Raw genomic sequence first — 21313 nt, forward strand, 5'->3', positions numbered from 1 at the left:
CGAGATCGCCCGGATGCTGGGTGCGTTGACGGAGTTGTTCGCCGCCGGTGTGCTGACGCCGTTGCCGGTGACCTGCTGGGACGTGCGCCGGGCCCCGGACGCCTTCCGGTACCTGAGCCAGGCCCGCAACATCGGCAAAGTCGTCCTCACCATGCCCCTCACCGCAGACTCCCGGGGGACCGTGCTGGTGACCGGCGCCTCCGGCGCCCTCGGCGCTCTGATAGCCCGGCACCTGGCCGAGAGCCGGCAGGCCGAACGCCTCGTCCTCGTCTCCCGGCGCGGACCGGCCTTCCCAGGGACGGCCAGGATCGCGGCCGAACTCGCGGTCCAGGGAGTCGGGGTCGACGTCGTCGCCGCCGATGTCGCGGACCGGGCCGCGCTGGCACAGGTCATCGCGGCCGTCCCGACCGGGACTCCGCTGCGGGGGGTCGTGCACGCGGCCGGAATCCTCGACGACGGCGTGATCACGTCGCTCACACCGGCTGCCCTCGAAGCCGTGATGCGGCCGAAGGTGAGCGGCGCCTGGAATCTGCACGAGCTGACGCGCAGCCTGGACCTGAGCATGTTCGTGGTCTTCTCCTCCATCGCCGGGATCTGGGGAAACCCGGGTCAGGGCGGGTATGCGGCGGCGAACACCTTCCTGGATGCGTTGGCATCCCATCGTCGCCGATCGGGTCTTCCGGCCGGTTCCCTGGCCTGGGGGCTGTGGCAGCTCACCGACGCCCGGTTCGGAGCCGCCGGGACAGCCGAGGGAATGGCCGGGCAGCTCGGCCCGGCGGACTGGCAGCGCTTGGCCGCCCAAGGTATGCAACCCCTGACCGGTGCCGATGGTCTGGCGCTGCTGGACGCCGTCCGAGGCGTCGGCGGGCCCGGCGGACATCCGCTGGACGGAGCGGGCGCCCTGCTGGTGCCGGCCCGGCTCGACCCGTCCGCGTTCCGCCGTCGCGGTCGCGAGGTACCGGCGCTGATGTCGGGCCTGGAGCCGGCGACTGCACGAACCGTCCGGCGAACCGCAGGCCGGACCGGCGTGGACGAGCGGAGCAGCCTTGCTGCCCGTCTGGCCGCGCTGCCGCCGGCCGAGCAGGAGTCGACGGTCCGCACCATGGTCCTGACCCGGGCGGCGCTGGTGCTGGGCATGGCCGGACCGGACTCGGTGGACGCCGGCCGGTCCTTCCGCGAGCTCGGCTTCGACTCACTGACCGCCGTCGAACTGCGCAACCAGCTCTGCGAAGCGACCGGGCTGCGGCTGCCGGCCACGCTGGTCTTCGACTACCCGACACCCTCGGCGCTGGTCACCTTCGTCCTGGCCGAACTCGGCGGCCGGATCGTCGATGCCTCGCTGCCCGCGACGGCGCGAGCCGGAGCCGCGGACAGCGACGACCCGGTGGTGATCGTCGGGATGGGCTGCCGCTTCCCCGGCGGGGTCTCTTCCACCGGGGAGTACTGGAACCTGCTCGCCTCCGGCGCCGACGCGGTGTCGGGTTTCCCGGTTGATCGCGGCCCCGAATGGGAGGGCGTCTTCGACCACGATCCGGACGCGGTGGGCAAGAGCTACGCCCGGGAGGGCGCGTTCCTCGGCGAGGCAGGGCACTTCGACGCCCAGTTCTTCGGGATCAGCCCGCGTGAGGCGCTGGCGATGGATCCGCAGCAGCGGCTGCTCCTGGAGACGTCCTGGGAGGCATTGGAGGATGCCGGAATCGACGCCGGTACCTTGAACGGCAGCTCGACCGGGGTGTTCACCGGGCTGATCTACCACGACTACAGCAGCGGCGGTGCCGTGCCGGGCGACGTCGAGGGCTATGTCAGTACCGGGATGTCGGGCGGGGTCGCGTCCGGTCGGGTCGCTTATGCGCTCGGCCTGGAGGGTCCTGCCGTGACGGTCGACACCGCCTGTTCGTCATCGCTGGTGGCGCTGCACCTTGCCGCTCAGGCGTTGCGGTCGGGGGAGTGCAGTCTGGCGCTGGCCGGGGGAGTGACGGTGATGGCCACGCCCGGAATCTTCGTTGACTTCTCCCGGCAGCGCGGGCTGGCTGCGGACGGCCGGTGCAAGGCGTATGCGGATGCGGCGGACGGCACGGGCTGGGGCGAGGGTGTCGGTGTCCTGGTGGTTGAGCGGCTGTCGGACGCGCGCAGGTACGGGCATCGGGTGTTGGCGGTGGTTCGTGGGACGGCGGTGAATCAGGATGGTGCGTCGAATGGTTTGACGGCTCCCAATGGTCCGTCGCAGCAGCGGGTGATCCGGACTGCGCTTGGCGGGTGCCGGTCTGCGGCCTGGGGATATCGACGTCGTCGAGGGCCATGGCACCGGGACCCGGTTGGGTGATCCGATCGAGGCGCAGGCGGTGCTGGCCACCTACGGTCAGGGTCGTGACGCCGACACTCCGGTGCTGCTGGGGTCGGTGAAGTCGAACATCGGTCACACCCAGGCGGCGGCCGGGGTGGCCGGGATCATCAAGATGGTGCAGGCGATGGCGCATGGCGTCGTCCCGGCCACGCTGCACGTGGACGCCCCGTCGTCACAGGTGGACTGGGAGACGGGCGCGGTCAAGCTGGTCACCGAGCCGACACCGTGGCCGCAGACCGGCCGTCCGCGCCGGGCCGGAGTCTCCTCGTTCGGCTTCTCCGGCACCAACGCCCACGTCATCCTCGAACAGGCCCCCGAAGAGCCGATCGCCCGTCCCGACGCGGTCCTGCGGCCGCCGATCGTCCCCTGGCTGATCTCGGCCCGAAGCCGGGCCGCACTGGCCGACCAGGCGCAGCGGCTGCGGGAGTTCATCGGCGCGCGGCCGGGCCTCGAGCCGGTCGACGTCGGATGGTCCCTCGCCAGCACACGGTCGGGGCTGCCCCAGCGGGCGGTGGTGGTCGGTTCCGATCGGCAGGAACTGCTGGCCGGGCTGGAGCAGTTGGCGTCCGGTCAGCAGTCGGCGTCGGTACTGACCGGCTCGGCCGGATCCGTGGGCAGGGTCGGTTTCGTGTTCACGGGTCAGGGTGCGCAGCGGGTGGGGATGGGGGAGCGCCTCTACGCGGCCTACCCCGCCTTCGCCCAGGCCTTCGACGCGGTCTGCGCGGGGCTGGAGGAACACCTGGACCAGCCGGGTCGACACCTGAAGGCGGTCATCCGGGGCGACGGCGCAAGCGACGGCGCCCTGGACCGCACGGTCTGGGCCCAGGCCGGCCTGTTCGCGGTCGAGGTCGCCCTGTTCCGGCTGCTGGAATCGTGGGGTGTGAGCCCGGACATGGTGGCCGGCCACTCGATCGGCGAACTGGCTGCCGCGCATGTGGCCGGGGTCTGGTCCCTGCCGGACGCCTGCGCCGTGGTCGGCGCCCGTGGTCGGCTGATGGCCGCACTGCCGAGCGGTGGCGCGATGCTGGCCGTGCAGACGGGTGAGGCCGAGGTCCTGGAGGTGCTCTCGGGCCTGACCGGAGTCGGCGTCGCCGCTGTCAACGGCCCGTCCGCTGTGGTGGTGTCGGGCACGGACCAGGCAGTTGTGGCGGTGGCAGAGGAGTTCACCGCCCGAGGCGTCCGCGCACGCAGCCTCCGGGTGTCGCACGCGTTCCACTCGCCGTTGATGGAACCGATGCTGGCCGAGTTCGCGGAGGTGACGGCCTCGGTGTCGTACGGGCTGCCGCGGATTCCGCTGGTGTCCACGGTGACCGGGTCGCCGGTGACGGAGGAGGTGACCGATCCGGGGTACTGGGTTCGTCAGGTGCGTGAGCCGGTGCGTTTCGCGGACGCTGTCAGCGGTCTGCGGCAGGCCGGTGCCCGGACGTTCGTCGAGATCGGCCCGGATGCCGTCCTCTCCGTCCTCGGTGCGGAGACCTCCGCCCACGCCGACGAGGCCTGGATCCCGGCCCTGCGCCGGGATCGGGACGAGCCGGAGGCCTTGGTGGCGGCCGTCGGTCGGCTCTGGGCGCGGGGCGGGACCGTCGACTGGTCCCGCTTCCACGCCGGGGCCGGGGCGCGGCGCGTCGACCTGCCGACCTACGCCTTCAGCCGGGAGCGGTTCTGGCTCAACAGCAGCCCGGTCCGGGTGGACGCGGCTGGGCTGGGGCAGTCCGTGGCCGGGCATCCGCTGCTGGGCGCTGCCGTGGAACTGCCCGACTCCGGCGGCCTGGTGCTGACCGGCAGGCTTTCCCTGACCGCGCAGCCCTGGCTTGCGGACTACCGGACGGCGGGCGGGATCCTCGTCCCGGAGACGGCGCTGATCGAGCTGGCGGTGCGGGCCGGGGACGAGACCGGGCATGCTCATGTGAGCGAACTCCAGGTCCACGCTCCGTTGGTCCTCCCCAGCTCCGGTGCTCTTCAGATCCAGGTGGTGCTCGCCCGGCCGGACGACGACGGCCGCCGGGAGCTGGCCGTCTTTGCCCGCCCCGAGAGCGGGTCGGCGCACGGACCTTGGACCCGCCATGTGACCGGCGTCCTCGCTGCTGCCTCCGCAGAGCCTGCTGTCGCCAGGGAACTCGACGACGCGTCGGCCGAGTGGCCCCCGGTCGGGGCGCAACCGGAGCCCGAATCGACGCTCCGTCATATCGAGGCCGTATGGCGGCGCGGCGAGGAGACATTCGCCGCGATCACCCTCGACGAAGGCCTGGACGTCACCGGCTTCGGCCTGCATCCCGCCCTTCTGGACGCAGTCCTGCCGCTGATCGGGCCGGCCTGCGACGCGCCGATGCTGGCGTCCGCCTGGACGGACGTGGTCGTCCACGCCACAGGCGCCGGCGCCGTTCGGGCCCGACTTGTGCCCGTCCCCGGCTCCCAGGCAGTGTCGGTGACCCTGACCGACGACACCGGCGGGCTGGTGGCCTCGGTGGGAGCGGTGACCCTGCGCCCGCTCTCGCCCGAGGAATTGCCCGCCGAGAGTCCCGATTCACTGTTCGAGCTCGCCTGGATCCCGGCCGGCCCGGACCTGGGCTCCTTCCCCGCCCCCGAGCGGGTGGTGCTGGTCGGTCCCGATCCCGGGAGCACCGGTCAGGGATGGCCGGACGCGCAGCGCCACGCCGCGATGAGCGAGTTGGTGTCGGCGGTCGCAGCGGGCACGCCCGCCCCGGACACCGTCGTCGTCAGCAGCCGCCGATCCTGCGAGGATCCGGCCGACGGCGTCGCCGGCGCGGCCCGGGCCGCGGTCGTGGCCACGCTGACGCTGCTGCAGGAATGGCTGGCGGCCCCGAGCCTGGCCGGGGCCCGGCTGGTCGTACTCACGCACCGGGCCGTCGATGCCGGGTCGGTGCCGGTCGACGTCGCCCATGCGGCGGTCTGGGGTCTGATCCGGGTGGCGCAGTCCGAGTACCCCGGCCGGATCGTGCTGCTCGACGCGGAGACACCGGTCGGCGTCGACCAACTGCTCCCGGCCGCCGTGATGTCGGGTCAACCGCAGCTCGCCGTCCGGGACGGCCGGCTGTGGACACCGACACTCGTCCCGGTGGCGGCTGAGGCGGCTTCTCCCGGTGGGACCGGCGCCCATCGGCGCGGAACCATGCTCGTCACCGGTGCGTCCGGTGCGCTCGGCGGGCTCGTCGCCCGCGGCCTGGTCGGTGCCGGCAGGGCCGAGCGAGTCGAACTGCTCTCGCGGCGCGGAGCCGCGGCGCCGGGGGCGGGTGCGCTGGCGGCCGGACTCGCCGGGATCGGGGCGACGGTGCGGGTGACCGCCTGCGACGCGGCCGACCGCAAGGGCCTTGCGGCGGTGATCGCTTCGGTCCCGGCCGAGTCGCCGCTGCGCGGGGTGATTCACGCCGCCGGGATCCTGGACGACGGGATCGTCGAGTCGCTGACCCCGGCGCGGGTGGAGGCCGTGATGCGGCCGAAGGTGGACGGTGCCTGGAACCTGCACGAGCTGACGAAGGGCCTGGAACTGGACGACTTCGTACTGTTCTCGTCGGTGGCCGGGATCTGGGGCAATGCCGGTCAGGGCAACTACGCGGCGGCCAATGCCTTCCTGGACGCCCTGGCCGCACGCCGGCTCCGGGCCGGACTGCCGGCCACCTCCCTGGCGTGGGGCCCGTGGAAGGTCGACGGGCCCGAATCGGCCGGAGGCATGGCCGGGCAGATCGAGGACGCGGACCGGCAGCGGATGGCCCGGCAGGGGGTCCGACAGCTCGGCAGCGATGACGGCCTGGCTCTGCTGGACGGTGTGATCGAGCGGAACCGGCGCGCCCCGGGGACGGCTCCGGCGCTGCTCGTCCCGGTCCGCCTGGATCTGGGTGCGCTACGCCGCCGCAACGGGGTCGGACTGCCGCCGTTGCTGTCCGGCCTGGTCGGCGGGACGTCCTCCGAAGCGGGCCGTCGGACCCGGCGGGCCGTCGGCCCGGCCGGTGCGCCCGAGCAGAACGGGCCGGCCGCCCGGCTGGCCGCACTGCCTGCGGCCGCGCGCGAGCGTGCCGTCCAGGACCTGGTTCGGGCCCAGACCGCCCAGGTCCTCGGCCTGTCCGGCCCCGACGCGCTGGACGCCGGCCGATCCTTCCTCGCACTGGGTCTGACCTCACTGACCGCGCTGGAGCTGCGCAACCGGTTGAGCGGTGTCGCCGACCTGCCGCTGGCAGCCAGCGTGATCTTCGACTACCCGACGCCCGACGCACTGGCCGGGTACCTGTGCGCGAACATCGTCCCCGCCGAGACGGCGCAGCCCGTCCTCGACGGTCTGGACCGCCTGGCCGCTCTCCTCTCCGCGGTGGATCAGGACAGTGACCGGCGGTCGGAGATCATCACCCGATTGGAGGGCATGGTCGCGGACTTCCGGACCAGGACCGAGGACAACGCGACGGCCTACCGTGAACTGACGGTGGCCAGCGACGACGAGATCTTCGACCTGCTCGACCGGGAACTGGGGCGCTGAGCGGGCCGGACAAAGACTGATGGCGCTCCCAGGATCCAGGGAGCGCCATCAGTCTGTCGGAGCGGACAGGAGTGGATCAGGAGCGGTCGCAGACGACAACGGCGTTGCGCAGCTCATAGCCCATCAGTTCGTCGGTCCAGCACAGGTCCGGCTCGCGGTGCAGCCGGATGCCCGGCACCCGCAGCAGGCGGTCGAGGAAGACCCGGGTCTCGTTGAGGGCCACCTGCGCGCCCGGGCAGCGATGGCTGCCGTCGCCGAAGCTGAGGTAGGAGCCGCCCGTCTTACCGCGCTGGGCCCGGTCCGGGTCCAGCGCGTAGGGGCAGGCGCCGACGCCGGCCTCGTCGAGGTTGGCGGCGCGGATGTCGAGGAGCAGTTTCTCGCCGTCGGCGACCGAGCCGGAGGCGGTCACGGTGTCGCTGGTGACCCGGCGGGCGATCATGTTGACCACGGGATCCAGCCGCATGATCTCCTCCAGGAGGGCGATCTGGTCGGATTCCCCGGTGGTCAGGAACCGCTCGCGCAGCGCGTCGTCGCCGAACAGGTGCCACGCCGCCATGACGATGAACTCCCGGGTGGTGATCATCCCCGCGACGGCATAGGTCATGCATTCGACGAGAATCGCCTTGTCCGGGTAGCCCTCGTCGAGGAGGTGCGAGATCACGTCCTCGCGGGGCTGGGCGCGGCGGGCCTGAATGGCGGGCCGCACGTCGCGGAGGAGGAAGCGCGCGCCGTGGAAGGTCGCCTGCAGCTGCCCGAGCGGGCGCCGCCAGCGGCTCATCTGCGGCAGGCGCAGGCCGATCAGGGTGGACTGGATCCGCCGGGCCATCGCGGCCTGGTCGCTGTCGGTCAGGCCGACGATCTCGGCGGCCACGGTCACCGCTAGCTCGAAGCTCATCCGGTCCAGCCGGCCCTCGCCGCGGTCACGCAATCGGGCGAGCAGGGTGTCGGTGGTCTCCTCCATCACCGCGCGGTAGCGGGTGTTGATCGCCTTGGGGGTGAAGAACCGCACGATCGCCTGCCGCTTGCGCCGGTGCGCTTCGCCGTCCAGGAAGAACACCGAGGTGAAGGCCGGGTCGCCGACCACCTCGTTCTTGGCCCCGGCCCCCGCCTGCCGGGTCGCGTTGCTGCGCAGCAGCTCCCGGGCGAAGGCCAGGCTGCCGATGACGCGGGTGTCGGCGCCCACGGTGATCCGCTCGGCGGCCAGGGCCGCCGACTTGCGGTCGTCGCGAGCGGCCACGACCGGATACTCAGCAGTCATCTTCTACCACCAATCTCGAAGGCCGAGTTTCGAAAGCCGAAGCGGAGCCGGACGCCGACAGCCGGGGTCACCGTGTTGCGGTGCCCCGGCTGCTCACGACGTCCGGAACGGAGGTTCCAGGAGTCACCGACCGGCTGTGACCGCGCTAGGGGCGGCCGGCGCGGTGGACTTCGACGTGCCCGCCGACGTGCTCGCCGTCGCGGCGGTCGGGTCCGGCAGCGCGTTCGCCGGGCACTTGAGGTCCGCGGTGTTGCCCGCCACCCGGGTCGGCAGGGTGCCGTTGAGGAGGTACTCGGCGATCGAGGCGCCGGGCGAGCAGGAGGTCGCGGTGGCCGAACCGGCCGGGGTCGCGCCGCTCTGGACCAGCACCGCCTTCGGGAACAGCCTGCGGACGGCCAGGCTGCCCGCGTAGGTGGTGCTCGGGTCGAGCGTCGTGTCGAGCACCATCAGCATCGCCGGCGACTTCGAGCCATTGACGACGGCCGGCTTCCGCGCCGGCACGCTCCAGGACTGGCACGGGGCGACGAACCAGGTGTCGGCCCAACTCGCCAGCGGCGCCTTCCGGTAGCTCTTCCAGGTGTCCCACAGCCAGCTGCCCCAGCTCTTCGGCCAGGAGGCGTCGGTGCACTCGGTCGCCAGCGACATCGCGAAGGCGTTGTCGTTGGTCGTCGTGTAGTTGGCGTCGTACAGCGTCTTCATGGGCGCGGAGTTGCCGGTGTTGACATAGGCCGAGAAGACCCCGGCCAGATCTTCCCAGTTACTGGTGTTGTAGGCGAGCAGGAACTCGTCGGTCCAGACGTCCGGGCCGAGCACGCCGCCGGCCGGACTCTTCGTCAGCTTCGCCAGCGTGGCGTAGTACTGCTTCTCGACGGCGGCCTTGGTGGTGCCGAGGTGGTAGACGCTGTCGTACTTGGCGGCCCAGGCGGAGAACGCCGAGAGGTTCTGTTCCAGCGGCGCGTTCTGGGCGAAGTTGAAGCCCAGCCAGGCCTGCTTGGGGTCGATGCTGCTGTCCAGGATCATCCGGCGGACCCGGGTCGGGTACATCGTGCTGTAGACCTCGCCGAGGTAGGCGCCGTAGGTGTAGCCGTAGTAGTTCAGCCGGCTCTGTCCCAGGGCCTTGCGCAGGCTGTCCAGGTCCTTCGCCGAGTCGGTGGTGGTGACGTGGGTGAGCAGCTCGCTGTGGGTCTTCGCGCAGGCGGCGGAGTAGTTCTTCGATGCCTGCATCCAGGTGTTCAGCTGTGCCCATGAGGTCGGCCGGTAGGCCGGGCGGTTGTAGCTGTTCACGGTGGGGTCACAGCTCAGGGCGGGCTGGCTGGCGCCGACGCCGCGCGGGTCGAAGCCGATCCAGTCGTAGTCGCCGCTGATGGCGGCGGGCAGGGCCGAGCCCACCGTGGACTGGCCCAGGGCGGAGCCGCCGGCCGAGCTGAGGTTCACCACGAGGGCGCCCTGGTACGCGTCGGCGCCCGCGGTGTGGGCGATCCGCGACACCGCGATCTTGATCTTGGTGCCGTCGGGGTCGGCGTAGTCGAGCGGCACCACCAGGAAGCCGCACTCGGCGCCGTAGTACTGCAGACCGTTGGTGCACGTCGACCAGGCGATCGCCGGCGGCGTGTAGTGGGTGTCGGCGGTCGCGCCGACCGTGGTCGATCCGCTCATCGGCAGCGAGCTGGCCTGTGCCGATGCGGGCAGCAGGTAGGTACAGCTCGCCGCGACACTGCTGATCGCGATCGCAGTGGTCACAAGTCTTCTCACGGGAGTCCCATTCATGTTCACGGATGCGGTGCGGTGTGGTGCATTCAGCAACTGCGGAAGTGCTGGTCCAGGAGCTTGATGACGTCGTCGGTCTGGTCGCTGAGGAAGAAGTGGCCGCCGGGGAACACCTGGACGTCGAAGGAGTCCGAGGTGGTGTGTGCCGCCCAGGCCTGGGCGTCGTCCAGCGAGGTCTTGGGGTCCCGGTCGCCGGTCAGGACGGTGATCGGGCAGTGCACGGCGGCGTCGGGACGGGCCCGGTACAGCTCCGCCGCCTGGTAGTCGGCCCGCAGCGCCGGCAGCGCGGCCCGCATCAGCTCGTCGTCGTCGAGCACCAGCGACGAGGTCCCGTTGAGGCGGCGGATCTCGGCGAGCAGACCGGCGTCGTCGAGCCGGTGCACCGTCTCCGGACGGAAGACGGACGGTGCCCGCCGCCCGGACGCGAACAGCCGCACCGGCGCGCGGCCGTCGGCCTCCAGTCGCAGGGCCACCTCGAAGGCCAGGGAGGCGCCCATGCTGTGGCCGAAGAAGGTCAGCGGTAGCTCCGGCTCGTCCCGGAGCACCGCGTGCAGCCGGTCGGCCAGCTGCGAGAGGTCGGTGACGGGCTTTTCGTTGCGGCGGTCCTGCCGGCCCGGGTACTGGATGGAGACCACGTCGACCTGGGGGGTGAGCGCCGCGGAGACCGGCAGGAAGTAGGACGCCGAGCCACCCGCGTGCGGCAGGCACACGAGCCGGGCGGTCGCCGTGTCGGCGGGCCGGTAGCGACGGCACCAGAGGCTGTGGTCGGGAGAGGACTGGGACATGCCGCTCCAGGGGAGTCGTCGCGTCGGATGAATAGGTGTGCCGGGCAATGCCGTTCCGGTGTTTCAGCCGGTCACGTCCTGCCGCCTGCGGAGTTCCTCCGCGAACTCGATCCACTCCTGGCCGGCCTGGTCGGCGACGAGACTCAGGTCCCGCATCCAGTGCCCCGGAATGGCGTCGATGAATTCCTTCCAGTCGCCCGAATTGATGACGTGCATCACCATCCAGCCGATGAAGGCCCTTCCCCCGGTGGTGTACTTCAGCGAGGGGTCGTTGGCGAGCTTCGGCGACAGCGTCGACCAGGTCGGCGGCCGGGCGATGGACCGCACGGTCGCCGAGGGCAGGTCCGTCGCGCCCGGCTGCCAGGGCCGCGTCTGCGGCAGTGCGGACGAGCTGTTCCCTCGCAGCTCGACCGGATCGGCCCCGCGCCGGAGCCGGGCGCGCACGTCCTGGGCCGTGGCCGGGGCCACGTCGGCCTCGCGGGCGATCTCCCGCAGCGACGCCTCCGGGTGGACGGCGATGTACTCGGCCGCCCGCCGTCGGCCCTCGGCGGCCGTGAGCGGACGCCGTTTGCCGTCCCGGCCCAGTCGTTTGCCCGACGGCCGGCCGTCGTCGGCCGAATGGCGGCGGATGCCCGCGATCGTCTTCGCGCTCAGCCCGGTGGCCGCCCCGATCGCCCGGTCCGACCAGTCCGGATGCCACTCGACGATCTGCCTGGCGCCGGCCATCCGGTCCGTGCGGCTCAGCGGCAGCCCGTGCCAGATGTTGGCCTTGACCGCCAGGATGAACGCGTCCTTGTCCGTGCAGTCGATCAGCCGGACCGGGATAGTGTCTTCGCCGCGAAGCTTCGCGGCCTCGAAGCGGTGCATTCCGTCGACTATGCGTGAATTGCTCTCCTGGACCAGGATGGCCGGCAATGCGGATGAACTCGCGGCCTCCGCCAGCATCTGCACATGGATGGGATCCGTGCCGGTACCGCGGACGAACAAACCCGGAACCAGTCTGCTGAGCGGCATGGTCTGGACCGGTAGCCGATCGATTGAGTCGGCCGAGTCGAAGGCCCGCTCGCCGGCGACGGCGGGACCGGGGGACTGATAGGCCGGAGCAATGTTCAGGGCCATCGTCTTGCTCTTTCCTCGAGAATTGGCGACGAGCGTTCAGTCAGGAAATTCTTCGGATTCAGCGGATGATGGCCCGGCGGCAATGTGATGTGCCCCCCAACGTCCTTGTTCGGTTATCCGGGCGGTGAATCCGAGGTAGTCGAGGCAAGCTTGATGGGAGGCTAACTCGCACGAGAATGATCTGGCAATGACAAGTTCTATGATTCCACCAGGCGTCACGCAGGCTTCATCTGCCCGCATGCGGCCACGGTCGATTCGGAATCCCGGCGAACGCGTGAGTCCGCAGGTCAGCACCGGGTACCCGGCCCAAGTCGCCCTGAACCAGCAGGGGTTCGACGCGGACGCTGCCCCGCGGTCGGTTGCCTGCCTGCTCAAGTTGCCTGGGCGGCAAAGTCTCCCGGGTCCCGCGCGGGGTGGTCCGGATCCGGCTCCGACTGTTCAACTGCGGAAATTCCACAGTCGAACGCCACGGAGCGGGCCGGGTCGCCGGTTCACCGATGCGTGGTTGTCCGGCGCCGAGAGGTCTGGGTATTGTGCTGGCGGCCGGTGAAGATCCGTCACCGTTGCCCATCTGTCGCCGGTTGTGAATCTGGCAAGGATTTCATCCGGCATCGAAATTGGAGAGGTGACGAGCGGTGGGGCATGTGTTCTCGCTAGTTCTCAGCCGGGAGATTACTGACGACGAATCGGCGATCCTGCAGGAAGCGGGCTGCGCCGGTGCTGTTTTCCTGACCGACTCGCTGCCGACCAACGCCGACGTCACCGTCACGAAGATGGATTTCGATGACACGGTGTCCCCGTCGCTGGCCGAGGCGATCGAGTCGGCTCTCGAAGCGGTGAAAAGGGTTCCGGATCTGTCCGTTCCCGGGCTCACGGTTCCGGCCGTGCCCAAGGCGGCGGACGCGGATTCCGACGTGCTGGTCGGAGAGGTCGTCGCGTCCGTCGACGAGGAGCCGGCGGCCGAATAGCGCCGTGGCCGGGTCCGCATCGGGCGTGGGCCGCTTCCTGCGGGAAGCGGCCCACGCGGCCGGTCACACGAGGACAGGACGGAAGCAACGCGATGGCCAGTGCCCACTTCGACTCCGGTGCCCGCGCGCGAGGCCGCCTGATCGGCCTGATCCGTACCTTCCTCCGCACCCATGCCCGCCGGCTCGGCGTCATCGCCGTCCTGCAGGCACTCCAGGCCGCAGGCAACCTCTACCTGCCGGGCCTGAACGCGGACATCATCAACAACGGCGTGGTCAAGGCTGATCTCGGCCACATCGGCCGGGCCGGCGGAACCATGCTCGCCATCACCGTCGTGCTCTGCCTGGCCTCCCTGGGCTCGCTGCGGCTGTCCTCCTGGGTGTCGATGTCGGTCGGAGCCGACATCCGCACCGCGGTCCACGACCGGGTGCAGTCCTTCTCGGTGGCCGAGCTGAACCGGTTCGGGATCGCCTCGCTGACCACCCGGAGCGTCAACGACGTCCAGCAGGTCCAGCTCTTCCTCCAGGTGGCGCTCAGCCTGCTGGTGATCGCGGTCGTCACGACCCTCGGGGCCGTGGTCCTGGCGGTGCGTCAGGAGCCGGGGCTGACCCTGCTGCTGGTGGCCACCCTGGCGGCCATTCTGGCCGTCACCGGATGGGTCGTGGTCCGGCTGCTCCCGATGTTCCATGCCGTCCAGGTCAGGACCGACGGCCTCAACCAGGTGCTGCGCGAGCAGATCTCCGGCGTCCGGGTGGCCCGGGCCTTTCTGCGCACGGACTGGGAGGAGGACCGGTTCCGGCGGGCCAATGCCGGCATCACCGAGACCACGCTCCGGGCCGACCGGGTCTTCGCCCTGGTCATCCCTGTCGTCATGGGCATCACCAACCTGTCCAGCGTCGGCGTCTTCTGGTTCGGCGGAAAGCTCGTGGCCGGCGGTTCGATGCCGATCGGCAACCTGATCGCGTTCCTGCTCTACATCCTGCAGATCCTGCTGTACGTCGGGATCGGGGTGACCGTTGTCATCCTGCTGCCGCGTGCGGCGGCCAGCGCGGAACGGATCCAGCAGGTGCTCAGTACCGTCCCGGCCATTGCCGACCCACCGCAGCCGGTCCTCCCGGACGTCGCCACCGGCGCCGTCGAGTTCCGGCACGTCAGTTTCGGGTACGCGGGCAGCGAACGACCCGTACTGAACGACCTGACCTTCGCCTTCCGGCCCGGACAGACCAACGCCATCCTCGGCGGCACCGGCAGCGGCAAGACCACGCTGCTCAGCCTCATCCCCCGGTTCCTCGACGCGACCTCCGGGGCCGTGCTCGTCAACGGGGTCGAGGTCCCGGCGCAGTCGGCCGAGCGACTGCGGGCGGGCATCGGCCTGGTGCCGCAGACGGCCTTCCTCTTCGCCGGGACGGTCGCCGGCAACCTCCGGTTCGGCCGGCCCGAAGCGACCGAGGAGGAGCTGTGGCGGGCCCTCGGCATCGCCCAGGCGAGCGAGTTCGTCGCAGGCCTGCCCGGACAGCTCGACGCCCGCGTGGACCGGGGCGGAGCCAACCTCTCCGGGGGCCAGCGCCAGCGGCTGTCCATCGCCCGGGCCCTGGTCCGGCGCCCCAGCCTGTACCTCTTCGACGACTGCTTCTCCGCCCTGGACGCGGCCACCGACGCCCGCCTGCGGGCCGCGCTGCCGACCGGTACCGGCGGTGCCACCGTGGTCGTGGTCGCACAGCGCGCCAGCACCGTCATGAACGCCGATCAGATCATCGTGCTGGACGCCGGGAACATCGCCGGCATCGGGACCCATCCGCAGTTGCTGGCCGACTGCCGGACCTACCAGTCCATCGTCGCGTCGCAACTCGGATCAGGAGCGGCCGCGTGAGCGAGTCCGACGATGCCACTGGCGACGCCACTGACGATGCCACCGACGAACGCCGTCCCGGGCAGCGCGCCACCGTGCCCCGGCTGATCGCCCTGCTCCGGCCCGAGTGGTACCGGCTGACGGTCGTGGCCGTGCTCGTCGTGGTCTCGATCGGCTTCCTGGTGATCGGCCCCGCGCTGCTCGGCCATGCCACCGACATCCTCTTCGAAGGCGTCGTCGGAGGGCGGTTGCACCCGGGGGAGACCAAGGCCCAGGCCGTCGCCGAACTGCGCGCCCAGGGCCAGGACCACCTCGCCGGAATGCTCGCCGCCATGGACGTCCGCCCAGGCGCCGGAGTCGACCTGGACCGGCTCGGGCGTCTACTCGGTCTGGTGGCCCTGGTGTATGTACTGAGCGCCGCCTTCAGCTGGGTCCAGGCCCGGATCCTGACCGGCATCGCCCAGCGCACCATGTACCGGCTGCGCCAGGCGACCGAGCACAAGCTGACCCGCCTGCCGCTGCGGTACTTCGACAGTCACCCGCACGGCGACATCCTCAGCCGGGTCGTCAACGACATCGACAACGTCGACACCACGCTGCAGGAGGGGCTCAGCCAACTGCCCACCTCGGTGCTCACGGTGCTGGGGACCCTGGCCGTCATGTTCTGGATCTCCCCACTGCTGGCCACGGTGTCGCTGGTGACCATCCCGGTGGTGGTGGCGGTGACGTACTCGATCGCGCGCCGGTCGAACGCCGAGTTCACCACGCAGTGGGACCGCACCGGTCAGCTCACCTCGGTGGTCGAGGAGACCTATGCCGGACACGCCCTGGTGCTGGCCTACGGTCAGCGGCAGTCGACGGCGGAGGGGTTCGGCCGCCAGAACGACCGGCTGCTGCAGGCCGGATTCCGCGCCCAGTTCCTGTCCGGGGCGATCTTTCCGGCCGTCGTGTTCGTCGGCAACCTGAACTATGTCGTCGTCGCCGCGCTCGGTGGGTTCCAGGTCGCCACCGGAGTGATCTCGCTCGGCGCGGTGCAGGCCTTCATCCAGTACTCGCAGCGGTTCACCTCGCCGGTCATCCAGATCGCCGGCCAGATGAACGTGCTCCAGTCCGGAATCGTGTCGGCGGGGCGGGTCTTCGAGTTCCTCGACGCGCCGGAGGAACCGGTCCTGCCTGCCCTGCCGGGCGGCGCCGGGCCCGCACCGGGCGCCGGCCGGGTACGCCTGGAAGGAGTCAGTTTCCGCTACCGACCGGACACCCCGCTGATCGAGGACTTCACCCTGGAGGCGGCGCCCGGCCAGACGGTCGCGATCGTCGGCCCCACCGGAGCCGGGAAGACCACCGTCGTCAACCTGCTGGTGCGGTTCTACGAGATCGACGGCGGGAGGATCCTCCTGGACGGCGTCGACTACCGGGACCTGAGCCGCGATCAGGTGCGTGGGTGCTTTGGGATGGTCCTGCAGGACACCTGGCTGTTCCACGGCACGATCCGCGACAACATCGGCTACGGACGGGCAGGCGCGCGGGAGGACGAAATACTCGCCGCGGCCGCAGCGGCCCATGTCGACGAATTCGTGCGGACCCTGCCCGACGGCTACGACACAGTGCTCGACGGCGAGGCGTCCAACCTCTCCTCGGGCCAGAAGCAACTGCTGACCATCGCCCGGGCCTTTCTGGCCGATCCGGGAATCCTGATCCTCGACGAGGCGACCAGCAATGTCGACACCCGCACCGAGGCGATGGTCCAGGCGGCCATGGCCCGGCTGCAGTCCGGTCGGACGAGCTTCGTCATCGCGCACCGGCTCTCGACCATCCGTGCGGCCGACACGATCGTCGTCATGGACGCCGGCCGGGTCGTCGAGCAGGGCGCCCACCAGGAACTGCTGGAACGTCGCGGTTTCTACCACGATCTGTACCACAGTCAGTTCCGGGACAGCGTCACTCCCTGACGAACTCGGGCAGCACCCGCGGCGGCCAGCTGCCGACGGACAGGATCCCGGCGGAGTGGGCCCGGGAGACCAGGGCGGCCCGGTTCGGCGCGTCCAGCCGACGGAGCATCAGCGCGACGCGGTACTCGACACCCTGACGGCTGAGGAAGAGGCGGGTCGCCAGCTGCACCGTCGAGGCGCCGGTGGCGATGCCCTCCAGGATGCGCGCGTCCAGAGAGGTCAGCAGCGGCGGCCCGGGCGGGGCGTCGGCGGCGGGACGGACCGGAGCGTCTGCAGAATGGATCATGAGACCGCACTCTCCCTGGCGTTCGGAACACGACGTCGAGGCCGTGTCACTTAGCGCGTGAACCGGTGCGAACCGAGCGTATGCGGGACCGATCTTGGGCGTCAACGACGTGCGGCGAAGCCCCGGCGCCGCAACCGGAGCTCCGCTGCGCCCACCACGCGTGCGTGCGGGAAGAGCGGGCGGTGCTTCAGACCCGGCGCGGTACCAGGTCGGCGGCGAAGTGGTCCTGGAGGACGGCCATGACCTCGGCCGGCCACCGGTCGGGGTAGAGGTGGCCGCCGGGCAGGACCTTCAGGTCGAACGCACCGGTGGTGTGCTCCTCCCAGGCGCGAGCCTCGTCCGGCGAGGTGCCGGGGTCGCTGTCGCCGACGAGGGCGGTGACGGGGCAGTACACCGAGGCGCCGGGCTCGCAGCGATAGCTCTCCCCGCGCACCTCGTACGGGGCCCGGGAGCCCGAGGCGAAGAGATGGACGGGCTCGGCACAGACCCGCTCGAAGCGCCGGGCCACCTCGAACGCGAGAAGTGCTCCCACGCCGTGGCCGAAGAAGGTCAGCGGGGTGTCCGCCCAGCCGCCCAGCACCTCGTAGATCTCGTCGGCAAGGACGCCGACACTCTCGACACCCGGCTCGGACCGCCGGTCCCGGCCGCCGGGGTACCGCAGGCAGAGCACGTCCACCTGCGGGCTCAGCGAGGCCGAGAGCGGACGGTAGAAGGCCGCGGAGCCGCCCGCGTGCGGGAAGCACACCAGCCGCCGGGGTGCGACGGGGGAGGGGTGGAATCTGCGGAACCACAGGTCGTTGTCCACGGGGGAGGGAGCCATCAGTCCGGTCGTCCTTTCCGGTGGTCGCCGGCGGCGGTCCGCCCGGCGGGTGGTCGCGAGCCACTATCCAGCGGGAGCCCGTGGCGACCACAAGCCCCGACGGCCGCAGCAGGCCGAACTCTGGTTGTTCACCCGGAATTGCCGGCCGGCGCCGGTGAACGGCGCGTCGGCACGGGACAATGCTTCGGAGCGCATCAGATGGAGGCGGTAGATGGTTTCGGTGGCTCCGCCGTCCGGCGGCAGGCTGTACGCGGTGAGCGATCTGCACGTCGCCTACGAACAGAACCGGCTCATCGTGGAGAGCCTGTACCCGAAGGACGAGGCCGACTGGCTGATCGTGGCCGGCGACATCGCGGAGAAGGCCGCCGACGTCGAGTGGGCGCTCGGGCTGCTGGCCGAGCGCTTCGCGACCGTCGTCTGGGTTCCGGGCAACCACGAACTGTGGACCCACCCCGGCGACCCGCTCACCCTGCGCGGAGAGGAGCGCTACCGCCACCTCGTGAACGTGTGCCGCTCTCTCGGCGTGCTGACCCCCGAGGATCCGTACCCGGTGTGGCCGGGCCCCGGCGGTCCGGTGGTCATCGCCCCGCTGTTCCTGCTCTACGACTACAGCTTCCTTCCCCTTGGAACGCGCAACAGCCGCGAAGGGCTGGCGAAGGCCCACGAGGCGGGCGTGGTCTGCACCGACGAGTTCCTGCTCCATCCGGACCCCTACCCCAGCCGCGAGGCGTGGTGCCGCTCCCGGCTCGCCCACACCCGCGCCAGGCTCGACGCGTGCGACCCGGACCTGCCGACGGTCCTGGTCAACCACTTCCCGCTGGTCCGCGAACCGACCGCGGTGCTGCGCCACCCGGAATTCGCCCTGTGGTGCGGCACCGAGGCCACGGCGGACTGGCATGTGCGCTACCGGGCAGCCGCGGTCGTCTACGGGCACCTGCACATTCCGCGGGTCACCTGGCACGACGGCGTGCCCCACCGGGAGGTGTCGCTGGGCTATCCGCGCGAGTGGCAGCGCTGGGGGAAACCCGACCCGCTGCTGCGCGAGGTCCTCGCAGCGACACCGCCGGCGCGGGCAACGGCCCGATGATCGAGGAACTGCTGCCCGCGGAGGTCCAGGTGGCCTCGGTGTTCGGAGACCCGCCAGGGCCCCCGCTGTTCCCCGAGGAGGCGGCCCGGATCTCGAACGCGGTGGAGCAGCGGCAGCGGGAGTTCGCCACCGGCCGCCGCTGCGCCCGCCGGGCGCTGGCCGGGCTGGGGTTCCCGGCTGCGGCGCTGGCGACCGGTGCCAGGGGTGAACCCCTGTGGCCGCCCGGGGTGGCGGGCGCCATCACCCACTCCGGCGACTACCGGGCCGCGGCGGTGGTGCTCCAGTCCGACGTGCTGTCCGTGGGGATCGACGCCGAGCGGATACGGCCGCTCCCCGAGGGCGTGTTCGAGGCGGTCTCGCTTCCGGAGGAGCGGCGGGCCCTGGCCGGGCGGTTCCGGGCCGACCCGCAAGTGCCGTGGGAGATGCTGTTGTTCAGCGCGAAGGAGTCGGTGTACAAGGCCTGGTTCCCGCTGACCGGGAAGTTCCTGGAGTTCAAGGAGGCGGTCATCTCCTTTTCCCCGGTTGCGGGGACTTTCACCGCCCGGCTGCTGGTCCCCGGTCCGGAGCGGGGCGACTCCAGAATCGGTGTCTTCCACGGGAGATGGGCGGTACGCGACGGCTTCGCCCTGACCGCGATCACCGTGCCCGCCTGACTCGAACGCAGGATCGGACGACTGGGCGAACAGGGGGACCGCCGAATCGTGCCGTCCGCTCCGGGGGAGGGATCGAGCCGGCCCCTTCTCGACGCTCCTCACCCAACCCCCCTGGGCCTGCACCATCACAGTGGCGTCGCGCGACCCAGGCTGGAGTACGTCGGCGAGCTCAACTACGCGCCCGCGGCGCCCACCCCAGACCCTCCGGCCAGGGAGACTGGTCCGGCCCGGAACCGGGTGTGGATCGCCCCGGGTACGGGGAGCACGTAAGAGGGATGACTGAACTGCGGGGGAGGGGCACGATGCAGCGCCAGCCGATGGACCTGGAGACCTACAGCGAGCAGGCCCTGACCGGGCCGTGCTTCATCTGCCGGATGCTGGCCGGCGACCCCGACTACGCCCACGAGATCGTCTACGAGGACGAGCACCACGTCGCGTTCCTGGACCGGTGGCCCGTGCTGCCGGGCAAGCTGCTGGTCTGCCCCAAGCAGCACCTGGAGCACGCCGTCGCCGACTTCACCGAGCCCGCGTACCTGCGGATGATGCAGGCGGTGCGGCTGGTCGCGCTGGCCGCCGAAGACGTGGTGCCGGGGGAGCGAACCTACCTGTTCTCCATGGGCTCGCAGGCCGGCAACGCGCACCTGCACTGGCATGTGGCCCGCATCCCCGAGGGAGTCCCGTACGCGGAGCAGCAGTTCGAGTCGATGAAGTTCGAAAAGGGCATCGTCGTCATGAGCCCCAGCGAGTGCGCCGATCTGGCGGACCGACTGCGAGCTGCTATCGCGGCCCGCACGGGATTGAACTGATGCGACCCCAGCCCGGCCATACCCCGTGTGCCCTTCGACGTCCGGCGTGTTGGAGTGCTCATCGCGTGCGGGCGTCACCTCATCGGCGGCTGCCTTGTTGAACGGCCGAGATGATCCGGCCGCAGCGCGGTGGTCAAGCAGCTCGCTGAGGTCCGGGCCGAGTGCAACGAACTCGTCGTTGTCTATGGGGTTGCTGCGCGCCTTGCTCGCGTGCCGCTTTCGCGGTCCGACCGGGCGTTGCAGGGGCGACGGGCACGGGTTGGGGTTTGAGGCCGTCCATCAGCAGATCAAGTAGCCGTTGGGCTTGGGCGTGGTGTCCGCGTTTTCCGGAGACGGCTAGGAGACCGAGGAGGGCAGCGGCGATGTCCTCGCTGCTCGTGCCGGCGCGGATCTCGCCTGACGCGGCCCCGGCGTCGACGAGGGTGCCGATGGCCGACAGGATCTCGTTGCGACTGTGGGCGAGGGAGATCTCCCCGGTGTCGATCACGGCGAGCAGGGTGTCCGTCATCCCGTGCTTGGTGGCGATCCAGTCCGCGAACAGATCCATCCACAGGCGCAGGGCTCGTGCGGGCGGGTGCGTCTGGAGCAGGTCGTGTGCGCCGGTCGTCAGTCGCACGACCTGGTCCTGGTAGACGGCGTCGACCAACGCCTCCCTGGTCGGGAAGTGGCGGTAGAGCGTGGCCACCCCGACTCCGGCCAGGCGGGCGATCTCCGCAAGGACGGCTCGGCGTTCGCCGCCGCGAACACACGGGTGGCCGCGGCGAGCACGCTCGCGCGGTTGCGGATCGCGTCGGCGCGAAGCTGCTGCTGGGCAGGCGGGGAGAGGTCAGCGGCCATGACTAAACGGATCGTGTTCCATTTTTGACAATCATCGCGCTATAAGCCGCGACAGAAACGGAACGCGCTCCATTTAGCTTCGAGTCCCTACAAGCGGGAGACGAACTACTCCAGGTGCAGTTCTCCATTTGTGCTGGTCAGCGGCCTTGTTTCGAGCTTATCGGACTGACGGATCGTCAGGGCGGTGATGGATCGTGACTCACCCGATCGGGGTGCGTGCGGCGTTGGTAGTCGCAGTGGCGGGCGACGGCTTGGTGGCGTTAGCGCCAGTGAGAGCAGTGAGAGCAGTGAGAGCAGTGAG

General features: G+C 70.8%; 13 protein-coding genes and 2 pseudogenes. 8 read left to right on the forward strand and 7 right to left on the reverse strand.

Going from position 1 to position 21313, the window contains the following annotated elements; translation table 11 throughout:
- Nucleotides 1-4376 (forward strand): annotated as a pseudogene (locus TR46_RS45665) (type I polyketide synthase); the annotation flags it as partial.
- 159 nt (nucleotides 4377-4535) lie between these two features.
- Nucleotides 4536-6830 (forward strand): annotated as a pseudogene (locus tag TR46_RS45670) (type I polyketide synthase); the annotation flags it as partial.
- Between the two features lie 76 nt (nucleotides 6831-6906).
- On the opposite strand, the gene TR46_RS35675 reads toward TR46_RS45670, so the two are convergent.
- The 4 genes from TR46_RS35675 to TR46_RS35690 form a co-directional block, all read right to left on the reverse strand.
- A complete protein-coding gene (locus TR46_RS35675; RefSeq protein ID WP_042410807.1) occupies nucleotides 6907-8088 on the reverse strand; it encodes a cytochrome P450 in 1182 nt (393 codons plus the stop codon).
- A 123-nt stretch (nucleotides 8089-8211) separates the two neighbouring features.
- Nucleotides 8212-9828 (reverse strand): alpha/beta fold hydrolase, encoded by a 1617-nt coding sequence (locus TR46_RS35680; protein ID WP_052433400.1) that lies wholly within the window; start codon nucleotides 9826-9828, stop codon nucleotides 8212-8214.
- Between the two features lie 56 nt (nucleotides 9829-9884).
- Nucleotides 9885-10640 (reverse strand): thioesterase II family protein, encoded by a 756-nt coding sequence (locus TR46_RS35685; RefSeq protein WP_042410811.1) that lies wholly within the window; start codon nucleotides 10638-10640, stop codon nucleotides 9885-9887.
- 63 nt (nucleotides 10641-10703) lie between these two features.
- A complete protein-coding gene (locus TR46_RS35690) occupies nucleotides 10704-11759 on the reverse strand; it encodes a ParB/RepB/Spo0J family partition protein (protein ID WP_052433401.1) in 1056 nt (351 codons plus the stop codon).
- Between the two features lie 635 nt (nucleotides 11760-12394).
- On the opposite strand from TR46_RS35690, the gene TR46_RS35695 reads away from it, so the two are divergent.
- The 3 genes from TR46_RS35695 (at nucleotide 12395) to TR46_RS35705 (ending at nucleotide 16523) form a co-directional block, all read left to right on the forward strand.
- Complete coding sequence (locus TR46_RS35695; protein ID WP_042410814.1) at nucleotides 12395-12727, forward strand: hypothetical protein; 333 nt, start codon at nucleotides 12395-12397, stop codon at nucleotides 12725-12727.
- A gap of 92 nt (nucleotides 12728-12819) precedes the next feature.
- Nucleotides 12820-14595: an ABC transporter ATP-binding protein gene (locus TR46_RS35700; protein WP_042410815.1), complete on the forward strand. Its 1776-nt coding sequence runs from the start codon at nucleotides 12820-12822 to the stop codon at nucleotides 14593-14595.
- Nucleotides 14592-16523, forward strand: coding sequence for an ABC transporter ATP-binding protein (locus TR46_RS35705; protein ID WP_042410818.1), 1932 nt, complete (start codon nucleotides 14592-14594; stop codon nucleotides 16521-16523). Before TR46_RS35700 ends, TR46_RS35705 begins: the two co-directional genes overlap by 4 nt.
- Here the strand turns inward: TR46_RS35705 and TR46_RS35710 are convergent.
- Both TR46_RS35710 and TR46_RS35715 read right to left on the reverse strand, forming a co-directional pair.
- Nucleotides 16513-16809 (reverse strand): LuxR C-terminal-related transcriptional regulator, encoded by a 297-nt coding sequence (locus tag TR46_RS35710; RefSeq protein ID WP_042410819.1) that lies wholly within the window; start codon nucleotides 16807-16809, stop codon nucleotides 16513-16515. The genes TR46_RS35705 and TR46_RS35710 overlap by 11 nt on opposite strands.
- 187 nt (nucleotides 16810-16996) lie before the next feature.
- A complete protein-coding gene (locus tag TR46_RS35715; protein WP_042410821.1) occupies nucleotides 16997-17629 on the reverse strand; it encodes a thioesterase II family protein in 633 nt (210 codons plus the stop codon).
- Between the two features lie 211 nt (nucleotides 17630-17840).
- Here TR46_RS35715 and TR46_RS35720 point away from each other — a divergent pair, with 211 nt between their 5' ends.
- From TR46_RS35720 to TR46_RS35730, 3 genes are all read left to right on the forward strand, one after another.
- Complete coding sequence (locus tag TR46_RS35720) at nucleotides 17841-18716, forward strand: metallophosphoesterase family protein (protein WP_042410823.1); 876 nt, start codon at nucleotides 17841-17843, stop codon at nucleotides 18714-18716.
- On the forward strand, nucleotides 18713-19369 hold the full coding sequence (locus TR46_RS35725; protein ID WP_042410825.1) for a 4'-phosphopantetheinyl transferase family protein: 657 nt from the start codon (nucleotides 18713-18715) through the stop codon (nucleotides 19367-19369). Before TR46_RS35720 ends, TR46_RS35725 begins: the two co-directional genes overlap by 4 nt.
- Nucleotides 19370-19671: 302 nt before the next feature.
- Complete coding sequence (locus TR46_RS35730) at nucleotides 19672-20175, forward strand: HIT family protein (protein WP_236655676.1); 504 nt, start codon at nucleotides 19672-19674, stop codon at nucleotides 20173-20175.
- 133 nt (nucleotides 20176-20308) lie between these two features.
- Here the strand turns inward: TR46_RS35730 and TR46_RS35735 are convergent, their stop codons facing one another.
- Nucleotides 20309-20860 (reverse strand): TetR/AcrR family transcriptional regulator, encoded by a 552-nt coding sequence (locus TR46_RS35735; RefSeq protein WP_063770744.1) that lies wholly within the window; start codon nucleotides 20858-20860, stop codon nucleotides 20309-20311.
- Between the last annotated feature and the right edge of the window lie 453 nt (nucleotides 20861-21313).

The sequence above is a fragment of the Streptacidiphilus carbonis genome, from assembly GCF_000787775.1.
In the GTDB taxonomy this organism is placed as follows: Bacteria; Actinomycetota; Actinomycetes; order Streptomycetales; family Streptomycetaceae; genus Streptacidiphilus; species Streptacidiphilus carbonis.